17 protein-coding genes are annotated in these 16,007 nt (G+C 68.9%); 11 read left to right on the forward strand and 6 right to left on the reverse strand.

Annotated elements, in window-relative coordinates; genetic code table 11:
- Positions 1-131 precede the first annotated feature (131 nt).
- The 7 genes from JUB11_RS11945 (at position 132) to JUB11_RS11975 (ending at position 6,158) form a co-directional block, all read left to right on the forward strand.
- Entirely contained in the window at positions 132-1,478 is a 1,347-nt protein-coding gene (locus JUB11_RS11945; protein ID WP_207458769.1) for an AarF/UbiB family protein, read from the forward strand.
- A 98-nt stretch (positions 1,479-1,576) separates the two neighbouring features.
- Positions 1,577-1,780, forward strand: coding sequence for a hypothetical protein (locus tag JUB11_RS11950; protein WP_207458770.1), 204 nt, complete (start codon positions 1,577-1,579; stop codon positions 1,778-1,780).
- A 79-nt stretch (positions 1,781-1,859) separates the two neighbouring features.
- Positions 1,860-2,882 (forward strand): tRNA preQ1(34) S-adenosylmethionine ribosyltransferase-isomerase QueA, encoded by a 1,023-nt coding sequence (gene queA, locus JUB11_RS11955; protein ID WP_207458771.1) that lies wholly within the window; start codon positions 1,860-1,862, stop codon positions 2,880-2,882.
- On the forward strand, positions 2,879-4,105 hold the full coding sequence (gene tgt / locus JUB11_RS11960; protein WP_207458772.1) for a tRNA guanosine(34) transglycosylase Tgt: 1,227 nt from the start codon (positions 2,879-2,881) through the stop codon (positions 4,103-4,105). The genes queA and tgt overlap by 4 nt, the downstream gene beginning before the upstream one ends.
- Positions 4,098-4,562 carry a preQ(1) synthase gene (queF, locus tag JUB11_RS11965; RefSeq protein WP_207458773.1) on the forward strand — a complete coding sequence of 155 codons (465 nt, stop codon included), beginning with the start codon at positions 4,098-4,100 and terminating at the stop codon, positions 4,560-4,562. The genes tgt and queF overlap by 8 nt, the downstream gene beginning before the upstream one ends.
- Positions 4,549-5,625: a tRNA epoxyqueuosine(34) reductase QueG gene (gene queG / locus JUB11_RS11970; protein ID WP_207458774.1), complete on the forward strand. Its 1,077-nt coding sequence runs from the start codon at positions 4,549-4,551 to the stop codon at positions 5,623-5,625. The genes queF and queG overlap by 14 nt, the downstream gene beginning before the upstream one ends.
- Positions 5,622-6,158, forward strand: coding sequence for a dihydrofolate reductase family protein (locus JUB11_RS11975; RefSeq protein WP_207458775.1), 537 nt, complete (start codon positions 5,622-5,624; stop codon positions 6,156-6,158). The genes queG and JUB11_RS11975 overlap by 4 nt, the downstream gene beginning before the upstream one ends.
- On the opposite strand, the gene JUB11_RS11980 is transcribed toward JUB11_RS11975, so the two are convergent.
- Entirely contained in the window at positions 6,128-6,475 is a 348-nt protein-coding gene (locus JUB11_RS11980; protein ID WP_207458776.1) for a DUF1289 domain-containing protein, read from the reverse strand. The two genes, JUB11_RS11975 and JUB11_RS11980, sit on opposite strands and share 31 nt — an antisense overlap.
- 162 nt (positions 6,476-6,637) lie before the next feature.
- Between JUB11_RS11980 and JUB11_RS11985 the strand changes: the two genes are divergently transcribed.
- Complete coding sequence (locus JUB11_RS11985) at positions 6,638-7,318, forward strand: DsbA family protein (protein ID WP_207458777.1); 681 nt, start codon at positions 6,638-6,640, stop codon at positions 7,316-7,318.
- 21 nt (positions 7,319-7,339) lie between these two features.
- Here JUB11_RS11985 and JUB11_RS11990 read toward each other — a convergent pair whose 3' ends face one another.
- The 3 genes from JUB11_RS11990 to JUB11_RS12000 all read right to left on the reverse strand — a co-directional run bounded on the left by JUB11_RS11990 (position 7,340) and on the right by JUB11_RS12000 (position 11,471).
- Positions 7,340-9,142, reverse strand: coding sequence for an ABC transporter ATP-binding protein (locus JUB11_RS11990; protein WP_207458778.1), 1,803 nt, complete (start codon positions 9,140-9,142; stop codon positions 7,340-7,342).
- A 123-nt stretch (positions 9,143-9,265) separates the two neighbouring features.
- Complete coding sequence (locus JUB11_RS11995; RefSeq protein ID WP_207458779.1) at positions 9,266-9,502, reverse strand: hypothetical protein; 237 nt, start codon at positions 9,500-9,502, stop codon at positions 9,266-9,268.
- Positions 9,503-9,566: 64 nt separating this feature from the next.
- Positions 9,567-11,471 (reverse strand): ATP-binding protein, encoded by a 1,905-nt coding sequence (locus JUB11_RS12000; RefSeq protein WP_207458780.1) that lies wholly within the window; start codon positions 11,469-11,471, stop codon positions 9,567-9,569.
- Between the two features lie 330 nt (positions 11,472-11,801).
- Here JUB11_RS12000 and JUB11_RS12005 point away from each other — a divergent pair, with 330 nt between their 5' ends.
- On the forward strand, positions 11,802-12,254 hold the full coding sequence (locus JUB11_RS12005) for a hypothetical protein (RefSeq protein ID WP_207458781.1): 453 nt from the start codon (positions 11,802-11,804) through the stop codon (positions 12,252-12,254).
- 39 nt (positions 12,255-12,293) lie between these two features.
- On the opposite strand, the gene JUB11_RS12010 is transcribed toward JUB11_RS12005, so the two are convergent.
- Positions 12,294-13,718, reverse strand: a complete 1,425-nt coding sequence (locus tag JUB11_RS12010) for an FAD-dependent oxidoreductase (RefSeq protein ID WP_247887001.1) — start codon at positions 13,716-13,718, stop codon at positions 12,294-12,296.
- Between the two features lie 72 nt (positions 13,719-13,790).
- The gene (locus tag JUB11_RS12015) at positions 13,791-14,909 is read right to left on the reverse strand and encodes a polysaccharide pyruvyl transferase family protein (protein ID WP_207458782.1); all 1,119 of its coding nucleotides are present in this window, start codon (positions 14,907-14,909) and stop codon (positions 13,791-13,793) included.
- Between the two features lie 190 nt (positions 14,910-15,099).
- Between JUB11_RS12015 and JUB11_RS12020 the strand changes: the two genes are divergently transcribed.
- Positions 15,100-15,561, forward strand: a complete 462-nt coding sequence (locus JUB11_RS12020) for a hypothetical protein (protein WP_207458783.1) — start codon at positions 15,100-15,102, stop codon at positions 15,559-15,561.
- Positions 15,562-15,725: 164 nt separating this feature from the next.
- Entirely contained in the window at positions 15,726-16,001 is a 276-nt protein-coding gene (locus JUB11_RS12025) for an HU family DNA-binding protein (protein ID WP_207458784.1), read from the forward strand.
- Positions 16,002-16,007: the final 6 nt, after the last annotated feature.

Genomic DNA, 16,007 nt, shown 5'->3' on the forward strand with positions numbered 1-16,007 from the left:
CGAGCCTTTCGGCGCTTCATTCCCCCAGGTCCGGTGGTGAGGATAAGACGACCGTTTCCGGTCGGACCAAAGCCCTGGGACACCCGTCCGCAGGGCTCGTTTTTTATCCACCGCATGCCCATTTAGGGGACATGCCGAACAGTGACGACAACAGGTTGGGCGGGCGGATCGCGCGGTACGCGCGGGTCGGGACCGCCGTGGGGGGCCTCGCGGCCCGTTTCGCCGGACAGAGGGTCCTGGGCATTCCCCTGGAACGGGAACGCCATGCCGCCGAACTGCGCCTTGCGCTGGGCGGGCTGAAGGGACCACTGATGAAGGTGGCCCAGCTCCTCTCCACCATTCCCGACGCCCTGCCCCGCGAATATGTGCAGGAGCTGTCGCAGCTCCAGGCCGACGCGCCCGCCATGGGCTGGCCCTTCGTGAAGCGCCGCATGGCGAGCGAACTGGGCCCCGCCTGGCACACCCGATTCAAGAGCTTCGAGCGCACCGCCGCCGCGGCCGCCTCCCTGGGACAGGTCCACAAGGCCGTCGCCCTGGGCGGGCGCGCGCTCGCCTGCAAGCTCCAGTATCCGGACATGGCGTCCGCCGTGGAGGCCGACCTCCGCCAGCTTGGCCTGATCTTCTCGCTTTTCGAGCGGACCGACAGCGCCATCTCCACCCGCCAGATCCAGGCGGAGATCGGCGCCCGCCTGCGCGAGGAGCTGGATTACGAGCGCGAGGCCAAGCAGTCCCGCCTCTACGCCGCTATGCTGGCGGACACGCCGGGCGTCCATGTGCCGCCCGTGGTCCCGGAGCTGTCCACCCGGCGCCTGCTGACGATGGAGTGGGTGGAGGGGCGCCGGATCCTGGACTTCGTCGCCGAAAATCCGGACGCCCGCAACGAGCTGGCGATCAACATGTTCCGGGCCTGGTACGTGCCGCTCTACGAGTACGGCGTGATCCACGGCGACCCGCATCTCGGCAACTACACGGTCCGTCCGGACCGTTCGATCAACCTGCTCGATTTCGGCTGCATCCGCGTCTTCCCGCCGCGATTCGTGAAGGGCGTCATCGACCTGTACGACGCGCTGCGCACCGGCAACGAGGAGAAGGCGGTGGAGGCCTACCGGACCTGGGGCTTCGCCAGCCCGTCGAAGGAGCTGGTGGACGTGCTGAACATCTGGGCGCGCTTCGTCTACGCCCCGATCATGGAAGACCGCACCCGCGCCATCGAGGAGACCAACGGCAGCCATTACGGCCGGGAGACCGCCGCGAAGGTCCATGCCGAGCTGCGCCGCGTCGGCGGGGTGGAGGTCCCCCGCGAGTTCGTCTTCATGGACCGCGCCGCCATCGGGCTCGGCTCCGTCTTCCTGCACCTGAAGGCGGAGGTGAACTGGTACCGTCTGTTCCAGGAGATGATCCGGAACTTCGACGTGAACGTCCTCGCCACCCGCCAGACGGCCGCGCTGAAGGCTCAGGGGCTTCCGCTTCCGGAATAGGCTCTGGAGCCAAGCGCTTGGCTCCAGCGTTGAAGATATTGGAATCGGATCGAATGCTGTATTGTTGAAGACGTTTGCATGACCGCAAGGGGCCAGCCGTGAGCATTCTGATCGCCGAAGTGTATGAGGCTCTGAAGGAAGCCGGCGCCTCTGAGGAGAAATCGAAGGCGGCAGCCAAAGCCATCGCGGAACATGAAGGGCGGTTTTCGAAAACTGAGGCCGATCTTCTGGTTTTGAAATGGATGGTCGGCGCGATCCTCGCCGGTGTAGCCGGCATCTTCGTAAAAACCTTCTTCGCGTAGAGGTGCTGCCGGCGCATGGCCGACCGCCGCCAAGGTGTCTTTCCTTTCCATGTCCCGATGGTCTATACGAGCGGCTTCCATGAAGACCGCCGATTTCGATTTCGACCTGCCCCCGGACCGGATCGCCGAGCATCCCGTCCGCCCGCGCGACGCCGCCCGCCTCCTCGAGGTCGGGGAGCAACTGCGCGACCACATCGTTCGTGACCTGCCGGCGCTGCTGGAGCCGGGCGACCTGATGGTCGTCAACGATACGCGCGTCATCCCGGCCCGGCTGGAGGGGCGGCGCGGCGAGGTTCGCGTCGAGGTCAACCTGCACAAGCGTGACGGCGAGCGCGAGTGGCGCGCCTTCTGCCGTCCCGGCAAGCGGCTGAAGCCCGGCGACGTCATCGCCTTCGGCGAAGGCTTCGAGGCCGAGGTGCTGGCCAAGGACGGGATGGAGGTGCATCTGCGCTTCTCCGCCGCCGGGCCGGCCCTGTTCGAGGCCCTGCACCGCATGGGCACCATGCCGCTTCCGCCCTACATCCGGCGCAAGGCCGACGTGGGCGACGCCGAGGACTACCAGACGGTCTTCGCCGCGCGCGAGGGGGCGGTCGCCGCCCCGACCGCCGGGCTGCACTACACGCCGGAGCTTCTGGCGGCGCTGGAAGCGCGCGGGGTGCGCCGCGTGCCCGTGACGCTCCATGTCGGGGCCGGCACATTCCTGCCGGTGAAGGTGGACGATGTCGCCGAGCACCGCATGCACAGCGAGTGGGGCGAGATCTCGCCGGAGACGGCCGAGGCGGTGAACGCCACCCGTGCCGCCGGCGGCCGGATCGTCGCCGTGGGCACCACGGCCCTGCGCATTCTGGAGACGGCCGGGCGGGCGGACGGGACGCTCGCTCCCTTTTCCGGCGACACGGACATCTTCATCACGCCGGGATACCGGTTCCGCATCGTGGACATCCTGCTGACGAACTTCCACCTGCCCCGCTCGACGCTCTTCATGCTGGTCTGCGCCTTCGCCGGCATGGACCGCATGCGTGCCGCCTACGCGCACGCCATCGACCGGAACTACCGCTTTTTCAGCTACGGCGACACGTCGCTCCTGCGGAGGACTTCATGACGGGCATCGGCTTCGAGCTTCTCGGGACGGACGGCCGCGCCCGGCGTGGACGGGTCTCCACGGCACACGGCGCCATCAACACGCCGGCCTTCATGCCGGTCGGCACCGTCGCGACGGTGAAGGCCATGACCACCGACGCGGTGAAGTCGACGGGTGCGGAGATCCTGCTCGGCAACACCTACCACCTGATGCTGCGCCCGACGGCGGAGCGGGTGCATCAGCTGGGCGGGCTGCACCGCTTCATGAACTGGGACAAGCCGATCCTGACGGACAGCGGCGGGTTCCAGGTCATGTCCCTGTCCGACCTGCGCACCATGACCGAGGAGGGGGTGACCTTCAAATCCCACCTCGACGGCAGCAAGCACCACCTGACGCCCGAGCGGTCGATCCAGATCCAGCACCTGCTGGACAGCAACATCACCATGTGCCTGGACGAATGCACCCCCTTCCCCGCGACCGAGGCGCAGGCCGCCAGTTCCATGCGGCTGTCGATGCGCTGGGCGCGGCGCAGCAAGGACGCCTTCGTCGAGCGGCCGGGCTACGGCCTGTTCGGCATCGTGCAGGGCGGCGTCTACGCCGACCTGCGGGCGGAGAGCGTGTCGGCCCTGTCCGAAATCGGTTTCGACGGCTACGCCATCGGCGGCCTCGCGGTCGGCGAGGGCCAGGAGACCATGTTCCAGGTGCTTGATTTCACCGAGCCTCTGATGGTCAAGGACCGCCCGCGCTACCTGATGGGCGTCGGCCGGCCGAGCGACCTGATCGGTGCCGTCCGGCGGGGCGTGGACATGTTCGACTGCGTCATGCCCACCCGGTCCGGCCGCACCGGCCAGGCCTTCGTGCGGCGCGGGACGGTCAACATCCGCAACGCCCGCCACGCCCATGACGAGCGCCCGCTGGACGACCGTTGCGGCTGCCCCGCCTGCCGGAGCTACAGCCGCGGCTACCTGCACCATCTGTTCAAGGCGAACGAGATGCTGGGTCCGATGCTGCTGACCTGGCACAACCTGCACTACTACCAGGATCTGATGGCCGAGATGCGCCGCGCCATCGAGCAGGGCCGTTTCGAGGAGGTCGCGGGTGCCTTGGAGGCCGAGCTTCAGGAAGGCGACATCCCGGCCACCATCGACCCGATCGCCAAGCCGCCCAAGCCCGCCAAGGACAAGTCCCACAAACAGAAGACCGCGGCGGCGGAAGCCCCCGCGAAGGACGATGCCAATGTCTGAATCCATCTATTCCGGCCTGACCCAGCTCGGCGGCGCCACCGTCCAGCCGCAGACGCCCGAGGAGGCCGTGCTGGAGCGGGTGCCGAATCCGAACCCCGGCGACCGGTATCTCGTGCGCTTCACGGCGCCGGAGTTCACCTCCCTTTGCCCGATCACCGGCCAGCCGGACTTCGCCCATCTGGTGATCGACTATGTGCCCGCCGACTGGCTGGTGGAGAGCAAGTCGCTGAAGCTGTTCCTGACCAGCTTCCGCAACCACGGCGCCTTCCACGAGGCCTGCACGGTCGGCATCGGCAAGCGGCTGGTGTCCGAGCTGAACCCCGTGTGGCTGCGCATCGGCGGCTACTGGTACCCGCGCGGCGGCATTCCCATCGACGTCTTCTTCCAGACCGGCGAGCCGCCCAAGGGCGTGTGGATTCCCTCGCAGGAGGTCCAGCCCTACCGTGGCCGAGGCTGATCCCGCCAAGCTGAAGGCGGCGCTCCGCGACCGCGCCCTTGCCCTGGGCTTCGACGCGGTCGGCTTCGCGCCGGCCTCGCTCGGCGGCGAGGCGCGGGAGAGGCTGGCGGAGTTCCTGGCCCGGGGGCGCCACGGCGACATGGGCTGGATGGAGGAGAAGGCCGACCGGCGCGTCGATCCCAAGGCACTCTGGCCAGAGGCGCGCACCGTCATAGCGCTCGGAACCAGCTACGCACCTCACGAGGATCCGCGCGGCCTGCTCGGCCATCCCGACCGGGGCATCGTGTCGGTCTACGCGCGCAACCGCGACTACCACGACGTCATCAAGGGCCGGCTGAAGACGCTGGGCCAGTGGCTTCACGCGGCGGCGAAGGCGGAGATCAAGGTCTTCGTGGACACCGCGCCGGTGATGGAAAAGCCGCTCGCCGCCCAAGCCGGGCTGGGATGGCAGGGCAAGCACACCAACCTCGTCTCCCGCACCCACGGTTCCTGGCTGTTCCTGGGCGAGATCTACACCACGCTGGAGCTTCCGGCGGACGAGCCGGGGGAGGACCGCTGCGGGCGCTGCACCGCCTGCCTGGACGCCTGCCCGACCTCGGCCTTCCCGGCGCCCAACCAGCTCGACGCCCGGCGCTGCATCTCCTACCTGACGATCGAGCACAAGGGACCAATCCCGGAGGAACTGCGGCCGCTGATGGGCAACCGAATCTACGGCTGCGACGACTGTCTCGCCGCCTGTCCCTGGAACAAGTTCGCCCGGGCGAGCCGCGAGGCCGCCTTCCTCCCGCGCGCCGAGCTGACGGCTCCTCGCCTGGCGGACCTGGCACAGCTCAGCGACGCCGATTTCCGGCAGGTCTTTTCCGGCTCGCCCATCAAGCGGATCGGGCGCGATCGTTTCGTCCGCAACGTGCTGATCGCGCTGGGCAACAGCGGCGATCCGGGGCATCTTCGCGCCGTCGAGCCGCTTCTGAACGACCCGTCGGAGGTGGTGCGCGACGCGGCCGGCTGGGCGCTGACCCGGCTGGCGGCCAAGACCATTCCTCTCGGCGGAGATGCGGCATGATGCGCATTCGTGGCTACATCGCAGCCAGCCTCGACGGCTACATCGCCGCGGCGGACGGCAGCGTGGACTGGCTGTTGGAATTCCAGCAGCAGGATTTCGGCTTCGCCAATTTCCTGGAGGACATCGAGACGGTAATCCTCGGCCGCTCGACCTACGATCAGGTCTGGAGCTTCGGAGTCGGCTGGCCCTACGCCGGAAAGCGCGCCATCATCCTGACCAGCCGCCCGGTGGAGAACCTGCCGCCGGGTGCGGAGGCCTGGAACGGGCCGGTGGAGGAACTCGCCGCGAAGCTGCGGACCGAGGGTGGCGGCGACGCCTGGGTGGTCGGCGGGGCGAGCGTGCAGCGCGCCTTTCTCGACGCGGGCGCGCTCGACCGGATCGAACTGTTCGTCATCCCCGTCCTGCTCGGCGACGGAGTGCCCCTCTGGCCCAAGTCCGACCACGGCCACCGCCTGTCCCTGACCGCGATGGAGCGCCTGGAGGGCGGCATGGTGCGGCTGGACTACCGGTTCGAGCGCCCCTCGGCGGCTTGAGCGAGCAGCGCACGCCGTTCCTCCTCCAGCCGGCACAAGCGCCTTTCCAGCTTGGCGATGCGCTTCTCGACCTTCCGGAGCTTCTTCGGCCCGCGGGCCGGCGCTTCCGCCTCCATCAGGGGACGGACCCGCTGGTTCACGGCGGTGCGCTCGGGGTCGGACAGGCGCTTCCAGTGCCGGACCTCGTAGCGCGTGCGGAAGCAGGCCCGGCAGACGCCGGTGTCGCCGGACGTGCTGAACTTGCAGACCTTCACGCAGGGGTTCTTCGTGCTGTGATCGTCCGGCATGATGGATGGGTGCGGGAAAAGTGGGAGCATGGACGCGACCGGTCAGCACCGGCGCCATGTCCCTGTAGATGTTGGCCCGCCGCTGGAATGCCCAATCGGATTTTGCGAAAGCGGCGATAGGCGAAGCCTGTCGCCAGCCGGAACCGCGGCTCCTTGCCCCGGTTGACCGCTGAAGAAAAGGAGACGCCGACCATGACCGCGCCGACCATCGTGTCGATCCCCGTCCCGCCGCCAGCCTCGCCGGCCGTGCGGCTCCTCGTCTGGTCGGACTATGTCTGCCCCTTCTGCTATCTGGGGCTGCCGGCGCTGGAGCAGCTCCAGGAGGCCTACGGCGACCGGATCGCCGTCGACTGGCGTGCCTTCGAGCTGCGCCCCGATCCGGTGCCCACGCTGGAGCCGGACGGCGACTACCTGCACCGGGTCTGGGGCCAGTCGGTCTATCCGCTGGCCGAACAGCGCGGCATGACGCTACGTCTGCCGCCTGTCCAGCCGCGCAGCCGGAAGGCGCATGAGGCCGCCGCCTACGCCCGAGCGCAGGGGCGGTTCGACGAGATGCACGCGGCCATCTTCCGCGCCTTCTTCGAGGACGGCTTCGACATCGCGCGCGACTCCGTGCTGGTCGATCTCGGGCGGTCCGTCGGGCTCGACGGCCGCGATCTCGCGGTGTCCCTGCGGGAGGGCCGCTACACGGCGCTGGTCCAGGACGACCATCAGCAGGCGCAGGGAATCGGTCTGAGCGGCGTTCCGGCCACGGTGCTCGTCCCCGACCAGAAGCTGGGCGGCCACCCCCTGCTGGTCAGCGGCGCCCAGCCCTTCGAGGCCCTGGCCGGCGCCGTCGAGGAGGTGCTGGCACGGGGCACGGCGAAGAGCTGAGCAGGCCCCTGCCTCTGCTCCCTACTCCGCCGCGACCGCCAGCGCCGGCGCGCCGCCCGCCATGCCCCGGACCCAGCGCGCGACGTCGGTCGTCACGTTGGTGATGCGTCCGGCCTCCATCTCGACCAGCACGTCGCAGTCGCGCAGGGTGGCGAGGCGGTGGGTGATCATGAAGGTGGTGCGGCCTTCCATCAGCCGCTCTATGCCGTCCATGATCACCCGCTCGGTGCGCTGGTCGAGCGCGCTCGTCGGCTCGTCCAGGATCAGGATCGGCGCGTCGCGCAGGAAGGCGCGGGCCAGCGCGATGCGCTGGCGCTCGCCGCCGGAAAAGCGCATGCCGCGCTCGCCCACCGGTGTCTCGTAGCCATCCGGCAGGCGGGTGATGAAGTCGTGGGCGTCGGCGGCCTTTGCGGCGGCGATGATCTCCCACATGGTCGCGTCCGGGCGCCCGTAGGCGATGTTCGCGGCCACGGTCGTCGAGAACAGGATCGTGTCCTGGCCCACCACGGCGAACTGCTTGCGCAGGTCGTCCAGCTTCAGGTCGCGCAGATCCTGCCCGTCGAGCGTCACCGCGCCGCTCTTCGGGTCGTAGAGCCGCGTCAGAAGCCCGATCATGGAGGACTTGCCGGCCCCGGACTTGCCGACGATCCCGACGCGGCTGCCGGCGGCGATCGCAAAGCTCATGTCGTTGAGGATCGCACGGCCGGTGCCATGGTCGAAGGACACGCCGTCGAAGGCGATGTCGCCCATCGCGCGCGTCATGGGACGCGCGTCCGGGCGCTCGGCCGGGTCCTCGGCCTCGTCCAGCAGCGCGAAGGCACGGCGCAGGTTCGCCATCAGCTTCTGCTGGGCGGCAACCTGGTGCCCCATGTTCTGGAGCGGCTGATAGAGCTGGGCCAGATAAGCCAGGGCCAGGAGCAGCTCGCCCACCGTCAGCGCGCCGGCCTGAACGTCGGTCACGCCGATATAGAGCACCGACGCCGTGCCCGACGCCAGCAGGATCGAGACCAGGAAACCGAGGCCGCTTTCCGCCAGCGCCGCACCCATGAAGCAGCGGATCAGCTCGTCCGTGCGCTGGGTGAAGCGGCGCACCTCCCGCTCCTCCTGGCCGAAGGCGCGTACGACGCGAAGGGCGGACAGCGTCTCGTGCAGGACCGACTTGGCGGCGCTGTCCTTTTCGCAGACCGCGTCCCACCGGCTGCGCAGCCGGTGATGGGAGAGCGCGGTCAACAGGGCGAAGAGCGGCGACACGGCCAGCGCCACCATCGCCAGCTTCGGGTTGATCAGGGAGGTGACCCAGACCATGCCCGCGAAGTAGGCCGCCGATGTCACGAAAGGCAGGATGACGTGGCTGATCTGCCATTGAATGGCACCGGCATCGTCCTCGATGCGGTTCAGCGCGTCCGACACGCCCTTCATGTCGTGCCGGACCAGCGCCAGCCGCTGTGCGTGCAGGAACAGCTTGGCACGGAAATCGGCGACCATGCGCTGGCCGGTCCAGTCGCGAAGCAGCCGCTCCGCGAGGCCATGGAACTGCGTCAGCAGCGCCACGAGGACCACGAGCCCGACCGCGAGGACCAGGGCGTTCCCCCCGCTCTCCAGAAACCATGCGGGAACCACGGCCCGCACCGCGTCCGGCAGGGGCTTGCCGCCGATGACGCTGTCCACCGCGATGGTGACCGGCAAGGGCATCAGCAGCCCCAGCGGCGTTCCCAGCACGCCGAGAAGGAGCAAGGCGGCGAGATGGCCGCGGAAGTGGCGTGCCTCGCGGAACACGCGCGCGTAGAGGGAAAGCAGGTCGGACGGGCTTTGGTCGGTGACCATGGTCGATCTCGAAGGCAGGTGCCTGCACGCCGCAGGTCCGGCCAAACTTGCCGATCATGGTTAAGGATAGGTAACCGCCTATGCCTATCCTAATATTACCTCCTATATAGGTTCTATAGGTTCCTAGTTCTCTCGCCGCGGTGGGGAGGTTGCGCGGCGGCTCCGCCGCCGGCCGGCGAACATCAGCCAGCCGATGGGACCCAGCAGCAGCACCATGACCAGCCATCCGGCACGCGGGCCGAAGGGACATTGGCTGCCCGGCGGGGGGCGCCAGGAGCCGCCGCGCGGCGACAGGGCGACGTGCAGCAGCGGAAGGCCGTACAGGGCAAAGGCGATCAGCCAGGGCGTCATCTCGGGCATGGCGCCAGTCTACACCGGCGGCGAAGCTCGGGCGCCCTGAACGAAACGCATAGCGAACGGCGGATCAGCCGCGCGCGGCTTCGACGAGCGCCCTCAGGTCGTCCGGGCGGACCGGCTTGATGAGGCAGCGCGCGCCGAGCTGCGCGGCGCGGCTCTGGATATCCTCGGACAGGTCGCCGGTGACGATCCCCACGACCGCGTGCGGCGCCATGGCGCCGCGCAGGCCCGACACGGCGGCGATTCCGTCCATCCCGCCCGGCAGCCGGAAATCGGCGAGAACCAGCCGGAACGGCTCCGCCGCCTCCCGCGCGAATTCCAGCGCCTCCGTGCCCGACTGGGCGAGCCGCACGCGGCAGCCATACTGTTCGAGCATCATGCGCATGGCGGTCGCGACCAGCGGGTCGTCCTCGATCACCAGCACCGCGCCGCAGCCCGCTTGGTCCCCGACCGCCTTGGCGGTTTCGGGCTCGGCGGCGGGCGGGCGGGACCGCTGTGCGGCGGGCACCATCACGGAGAAACGCGTGCCCCGGCCCGGTGTGGACACGACGTCGAGGGGATGCGCCAGCAGGTCGCAGGCCCTCCTGACGATGGCGAGGCCGAGGCCGTGGCCGCCCTCGCGCTGGCGCGCCGGGTTGCCGAGCTGGTGGAACTCCTCGAAGATCGCCTGGATCTGTTCGGAAGGGATGCCGGGACCGGTGTCCAGCACGTCGATGCGCCAATGGGCACCCCGGCGGCGGCAACCGAGCAATACCCGACCACCGGCCGGCGTGTAGCGTATGGCGTTGGACAAGAGATTGCGCAGGACGCGCTCCATCAGCGTCGCGTCGGTCTCCAGGGCGGCCTGGCTTTCGACGAAGCGGAGCTCCACACCCTTCGCCTCGGCCGGCCCGGCGAAATCGACGCTGAGCCGCTGCTGCAGCCGGTCCAGCCCGACCGCGGAGCGGTTCACGCGGTAGGCCCCCATCTCGAACTGCGACAGGTCGAGCAGGGCGTTGAACAGCTCCATCATCGCATCGAGCGATTGCTGGAGCTGGTCGATCACCTCGGCGGTTCCCGGAGCGTTCTCCCGCGTGCGCAGCACCCCCAGCAGCAGGCTCATCGCGTTCAGAGGCTGGCGGAGGTCATGGCTGGCCGCCGCCAGGAAACGCGACTTCGTCAAGTTGGCGGACTCCGCCTCCTCCTTGGCCCTGCGCAGCGCCTCGGTCGTGCGTTGGCGTTCCGTCACGTCGCGCAGGAGACCGTAAAGGAACAGAGGCTTGCCGGTGTCGTCGCGCTCCACCGTGACTTCGCTGTGGACCCAGCGGACTTCCCCGTGCGGGCGCAGGACGCGCACCTCGAAGGTACAGGGTGCTGCCCCCCGTTCCAGCGCCTCCCGGGCGGCTCTCCGGTCGTCGGGGTGAATCATCGCCCGCACCTCGTCGATGCCCAGGGGCGGTGCGCCCGGCGCGCGTCCGAAGATGGCCGCGACGATGTCGGAATAGGTAAGCCGCCGCGTCCGGAGGTCGCAACTCCACCAGCCGAGCCCCGCGATGCGCTGGATTTCGGTCAGGCGCCGCTCGCGGTCGGCGATGTCCTGCTCCGCCCGCCTGCGGGCCGTGATGTCGCGGAAGACGACCATGACGCCGGTCCGCACTCCGCCCTCGCCGGTGACGGGATGGGCGGCGAGGGCGGCCCAGAAGGGTTCGCCCCCGCGCCGGTACTGGACCAGTTCCTCCTCATGTGAACGCCCCTGCGCCAGCGCCTGGAAAAGGCGTTGAAGGGCTGCCCGGTCGGTGGCCTGCCCATGCAGGACCGACAGGGGTTGCCCGATCAGATCCTCTTCGGCGTGGCCGCTCAGACGGAGGAAGGCGGGGTTGGCGTAAAGGATGGCCGGCCCGGGACCGTCCGGGACGACCGGATCGGCGGCGAGCACGAGGATGCCGTCGTTTGTCAGTTCGGCGAGCCGGCTGAGCGTATCGGCGATCCGCATCGCGATCCTCTCCGCTTTTGCCCATTCCGGAAGACCGGTCGGCATGACTATGACAGATTCGCGTCTCGGTTTAGAACTTTATATATCTGTTTCGGCAATACCGGAATGCTCTCAGGGCACTCAAGGGCGGTCAATACGACTGGCGGCCTATGACACAACTTGGAAGTGCATCAAACGCCAGTCTCGCCCCAGCCGGCGAAGCCATGCCGGTCCGCACGCCTCCATCGGCATGCCGCGCCGGCGGCATGTTCGGCTGGACCGTGGCTATATTGCCGGTTCGGCTGTTGTTGATCGAAGTAACGGATGTCAACCCGAAACGGAGGCCCCGCCATGCGCCGGATGAAGCCGTCCCTGCCTGTCCCTCTTTCCGCTCCCCTGTCCGCCGTCGCCCTGCTCCTGCTGACCGCCTGCGCGGGCGGCCATGCCGACACCCGGACGGCCGCAGCCGACAGCAACCCGCTGGCGATGGAAGGCCTCATGGTCCTGTCCGAGGACGGCGAACGAATGCTCGGCACGGTCGATGACGTGATCGCCGGTCCGGACGGACGCCCGGCCCGCGTCATCATCGCGAGCCGCCCGCCGGCCTTCGCCGTCGGCGACCGCGTCTCCCTTGCGGCGGAGGATCTGATCGTGTCCACCGACCGCAGCGCTGCCGTTCTGACCGGACTGACGCCCCAGGAGTTCGCGGACCTCGCGACCGGCGATGACATGATCGCGCTGAGCGGTGCCAGCTGCGCCGGCTGCTCGCGGGAGCCGACCGACTGGAGCGGCCTGTCGCGGTAGCGGGCCCCGCGTCGGCGGAAGGACCGGCGGCGTCCGCGCCTAGTCCGCCGGTTCCCGCAGCAGGGCGCCCTGGCGCAGCAGCTCGCGCTGGATGGCCCCCGGATGGATGTCGCGCGGACGCTCCCGGCGCATCGCGGCCAGAGCGCAAGCCGCCCCCGCGGCCTGGCCGGTCGCCATGCAGGTCGGCGTGACGCGGTAGGACGAATGGGCCTCGTGAGAGCCGGAGATGCAGCGTCCGGCCACGAGAAGGTTGTTCACCCCTTTCGGAACGAGGCAGCGGAAGGGCAGCTCGTACCACTCCCCCGAGGGCACCCGCTTCAGGACGGTCCCCTTTCCGGTAGGGCTGTGGATGTCCACCGGATAGGTGCCGCGTGCGACGGCATCCTCGAATTTGGCCGCGCCCAGCACGTCGTCCGCCGTCACGCGGTACTCGCCGACGATGCGCCGGGTCTCCCGCACGCCCACCGCGACGCCGGTCTGGCAGATGTGCGACTCCGCGAAGCCCGGCACGTGCTTCTTCATGAACCCCGCGATCTCCGCGGCCTGACGGCGGCTTTCCCATTCCGCCCGCGTCAGGTCGAAAACGTCCGTGCCGAGAACGCCGGTGACCCGCGTGCAGTTCAGCGCGACCTCCATCCCGTGGGTGGTGGCGAAGAACAGGATGTCCTCGCGCGTCAGATTCAGGTCGCCGGCGGCGGTGCCCTTGGCCACCAGATCCCATAAGCCGTGAACGCCGCGCCACTGCGACGGGTTGGCGCGCACGTAATCGGAAAAGCCCGCATGATCGAATCCGGACATCCGGAACATCAGGGTCATCGGCTGGACCAGCCCGTCCTCCTCCCGTCCGACCTCGTAGTCGCAGCCGGACAGGGCGGCGATGTCGCCGTCGCCGGTGCAGTCCACGATGGTGTCGGCTTCGATGACGACCGGGCCGGACTTGGTCTCGAACACGACCCCCGTCGGCTTTCCCCGGTCGCCCAGGATGCCCGAGGCGAAAGCGTGGAGCAGGACCTTCACGCCCGCCTCGTCCAGGATCTGCTGCGCCGTGACCTTGAGGATTTCCGGATCGAAGGGCACCGTGAACCCCGTGTCGGGCGACGGCGGGATCGCGCCCTGGTTGGCATAGAGCCGCCCGAGATAGACGGCCAGCGCGCCACCGACGACCGGTTCCCCAGGGCCGTGGTCCTGCGGCATGAGCTTGGTGTTGTCCACGACCGCGACGGAACCTCGCTGCGTGTAGAAGCTCATCCAGGGCATCACCAGCGCGACCGTGGCGTTGCCGCCGAGGAAGCCGTAACGCTCGACCAGGATGGTGTCCGCCCCGGCCTGCGCGGCTCCCAGCGCCGCCCCCATGCCGGCCGGCCCGCCGCCGACGACGAGAACCTGGCACCGGCCCGCGCGGAGGGCGGGGCGCGGCGGCAGCATGACGGTTTCGGGGCTGGCCGGTCCGGTCAGAATGGGCATGGTTCCTCTCCCTTCTTCTTGCTCCCCTGGAGGTCTTGCCCGCAGGGTGCGCGCCCACGCGCCGGCGACGCGTCAGACCGCGACGGTGCCGGGCTCGGTGACGGCGCGCGTGACGAGCGGGACGGTCCGGCGGGCACGCTCCCGCAGTTCCGGGACGCGCTCCCGCAGCATCCCGGTCTGCTCGGCCCGGTGGTCCCACAGCCGGTCCAGGTCGGCCAGGAAGGTTCCGACCGTGCTGTGCGCCACGGTGGCGCGCGGCGACAGCCCGAGCGAGGCCAGGAAGTCATAGACCTTCGAGGCGTAGGGCAAGGCGATCAGCGGCGTTCCCGTGACCGCCGCGAAGACCAGGAAATGCAGCCGCATGCCGACGGCCATTTCGAAATGCTGCATCAGCCCAAGGATCTGTCGCGGCCGGTAGCGGTAGCCCAGCAGATGCGCGCGGTCCGGCATCGACATCCGGCCCATGACGCGGTGCGCCTCCCGCAGGTCCGCACGCTCCATCGGCACGAAGACGACCTCCGCCCCGAACCGTTCGACGATGAAGTCGGCGGCCTCCGCGAGGAGTTGGTGGTAGGCCGCCTCCGACAGGTCCGGTGCCGCGGCCCCCACTTCCCGGACCGACATGCCCACCAGCCTGCGGTCCCCCGGAATGCCCGCCTCCGCCAGCATCTCCCGCGTGAAGGGCTCCGGGGTCAGCAGCAGCGCCGGATCGGCGGTGACCGTAACGGGCAGGCTGACGCCGGTCTCCTCGATCAGCCGCTTGGCGCTCTGCTCCCGCACGGTGATGACGCCCATGCGGTTCAGCCCGTCGCGCACGGCGCTCCGTTCCATCTGGTCCTTCAGGGGGCCGACGCCGATGGCGAAGGTGTGGGTCGGGATGCCGTACTGCTGGGCGATCACGACCTCGCGCAGGTAGGTTTGCGCCTCGCTGTCGTAGAGGATGCCGCCCCCGCCGAGCAGCAGGAGATCCAGGCGGCGGACCTCGGGGATGATCTCGTCCCGCATCGCGTCGCGCGGGCACACCACCCGATCGACCGCGTGGTTGAGGCGCGTGTGCTCGGCGTTGCGGGTGAAGACGACGATCTCCACGCCGGGGACGGCCATCCGCAGCTGCTCGACCGCCGAGGTGAGGATCGCCTCGTCGCCGACGTTGAGGCCGCCGTAGGATCCTGAAATGCCGATGACGGTCATGAGCACCTCGCTTCCGGGCTCGGCGGCCGGATGTGGGATGATGAGTTTGCGCGTGCGCCGCGATGAACGATATTGCGGTGCAAACTGCCCGAGGGGCGCATGGTTCCCGTCATCGGACCCGGAAAGACAAGTTCGGCCCGCCGCGGTTATCGTCGGGCAGTGAAACGATGGTGGAGGCTATGCGGCGGCCATGGCGACGATGGAACTGTTTCTTGACCTCGACGGCGTGCTCGCGGATTTTGACCGCGGGGTAAAGAAGGTCACGGGCAAAAGGCCTGAAGAGCTTTCGATGAAGGTCATGTGGCGGGAACTCTCCCGCCATGCCGACTTCTTCGGCACGCTGGAGTTCATGCACGACGCACAGGACCTCTGGTCCTTCTGCGCGCCCCACGACCCGACCATCCTCACGGGCCTGCCCATGGGGTCCTGGGCGCCGGAACAGAAGCGGCGGTGGGTCGCCTCGATGCTCGGCCCCCATGTCCGGGTGATCACCTGCATGGCACGCGACAAGCACCGCTACGCCGGGCCGGGAAAGGTGCTCGTCGACGACCGGGACAAGGCCCGGGATCCCTGGGAGGCCGCAGGGGGCACCTTCATCCTGCACACGAGTGCGGCGACCTCCATCGCGGCCTTGCAAAAGCTGGGGTTTTAGGCATGCCCCCTGCCCTATGATGCTTCCGCGCCACAGGTGGGACAAGAACTCGACATTGGGAAAACACCGCCAGTTGCCGGGGGGGTGTTGGCTCTTGTGCGGATGGTTTGCATCTGCCAATAACACGGAAAAGCCGCAAACATCCCATTCCAAGGAGTCTTCGCATGAACCAGGCTGAGCTTATCGACACCGTCGCCACCAGCGCCGGCATCAAGAAGGCCGACGCGTCCAAGGTCGTCCAGGCGGTGTTCGAAGGCATCCAGGCTGCGCTCGGCCGCGGCGAGGAAGTGCGCCTGTCCGGCTTCGGCATTTTCGAGGTCGCCGAGCGCGCCGCCCGCGAAGGCCGCAACCCGCGCACCGGCGAAGTGGTGCAGATCGCCGCCTCCAAGGCTCCGAAGTTCAAGCCGGCCAAGCAGCTGCGCGACTCCGTCAACGGCTGACGCGCG

This window comes from Azospirillum sp. SYSU D00513 (assembly GCF_017356015.1).
Lineage (GTDB): Bacteria > Pseudomonadota > Alphaproteobacteria > Azospirillales > Azospirillaceae > Azospirillum.

What these genes read in the sequence shown, in the direction of transcription:
- JUB11_RS11980 (WP_207458776.1), bottom strand. Translation starts at nt 6,475, where the DNA reads ATGCTCCCACTTTTCCCGCACCCATCCATCATGCCGGACGATCACAGC.
- JUB11_RS12015 (WP_207458782.1), bottom strand. Translation starts at nt 14,909, where the DNA reads ATGACCGTCATCGGCATTTCAGGATCCTACGGCGGCCTCAACGTCGGC.
- JUB11_RS12005 (WP_207458781.1), top strand. Translation starts at nt 11,802, where the DNA reads ATGCGCCGGATGAAGCCGTCCCTGCCTGTCCCTCTTTCCGCTCCCCTG.
- JUB11_RS11985 (WP_207458777.1), top strand. Translation starts at nt 6,638, where the DNA reads ATGACCGCGCCGACCATCGTGTCGATCCCCGTCCCGCCGCCAGCCTCG.
- JUB11_RS12020 (WP_207458783.1), top strand. Translation starts at nt 15,100, where the DNA reads ATGGCGACGATGGAACTGTTTCTTGACCTCGACGGCGTGCTCGCGGAT.
- JUB11_RS12025 (WP_207458784.1), top strand. Translation starts at nt 15,726, where the DNA reads ATGAACCAGGCTGAGCTTATCGACACCGTCGCCACCAGCGCCGGCATC.
- JUB11_RS12000 (WP_207458780.1), bottom strand. Translation starts at nt 11,471, where the DNA reads ATGCGGATCGCCGATACGCTCAGCCGGCTCGCCGAACTGACAAACGAC.
- tgt (WP_207458772.1), top strand. Translation starts at nt 2,879, where the DNA reads ATGACGGGCATCGGCTTCGAGCTTCTCGGGACGGACGGCCGCGCCCGG.
- queF (WP_207458773.1), top strand. Translation starts at nt 4,098, where the DNA reads ATGTCTGAATCCATCTATTCCGGCCTGACCCAGCTCGGCGGCGCCACC.
- JUB11_RS11945 (WP_207458769.1), top strand. Translation starts at nt 132, where the DNA reads ATGCCGAACAGTGACGACAACAGGTTGGGCGGGCGGATCGCGCGGTAC.
- JUB11_RS11975 (WP_207458775.1), top strand. Translation starts at nt 5,622, where the DNA reads ATGATGCGCATTCGTGGCTACATCGCAGCCAGCCTCGACGGCTACATC.
- queA (WP_207458771.1), top strand. Translation starts at nt 1,860, where the DNA reads ATGAAGACCGCCGATTTCGATTTCGACCTGCCCCCGGACCGGATCGCC.
- JUB11_RS12010 (WP_247887001.1), bottom strand. Translation starts at nt 13,718, where the DNA reads ATGCCCATTCTGACCGGACCGGCCAGCCCCGAAACCGTCATGCTGCCG.
- JUB11_RS11990 (WP_207458778.1), bottom strand. Translation starts at nt 9,142, where the DNA reads ATGGTCACCGACCAAAGCCCGTCCGACCTGCTTTCCCTCTACGCGCGC.
- JUB11_RS11995 (WP_207458779.1), bottom strand. Translation starts at nt 9,502, where the DNA reads ATGCCCGAGATGACGCCCTGGCTGATCGCCTTTGCCCTGTACGGCCTT.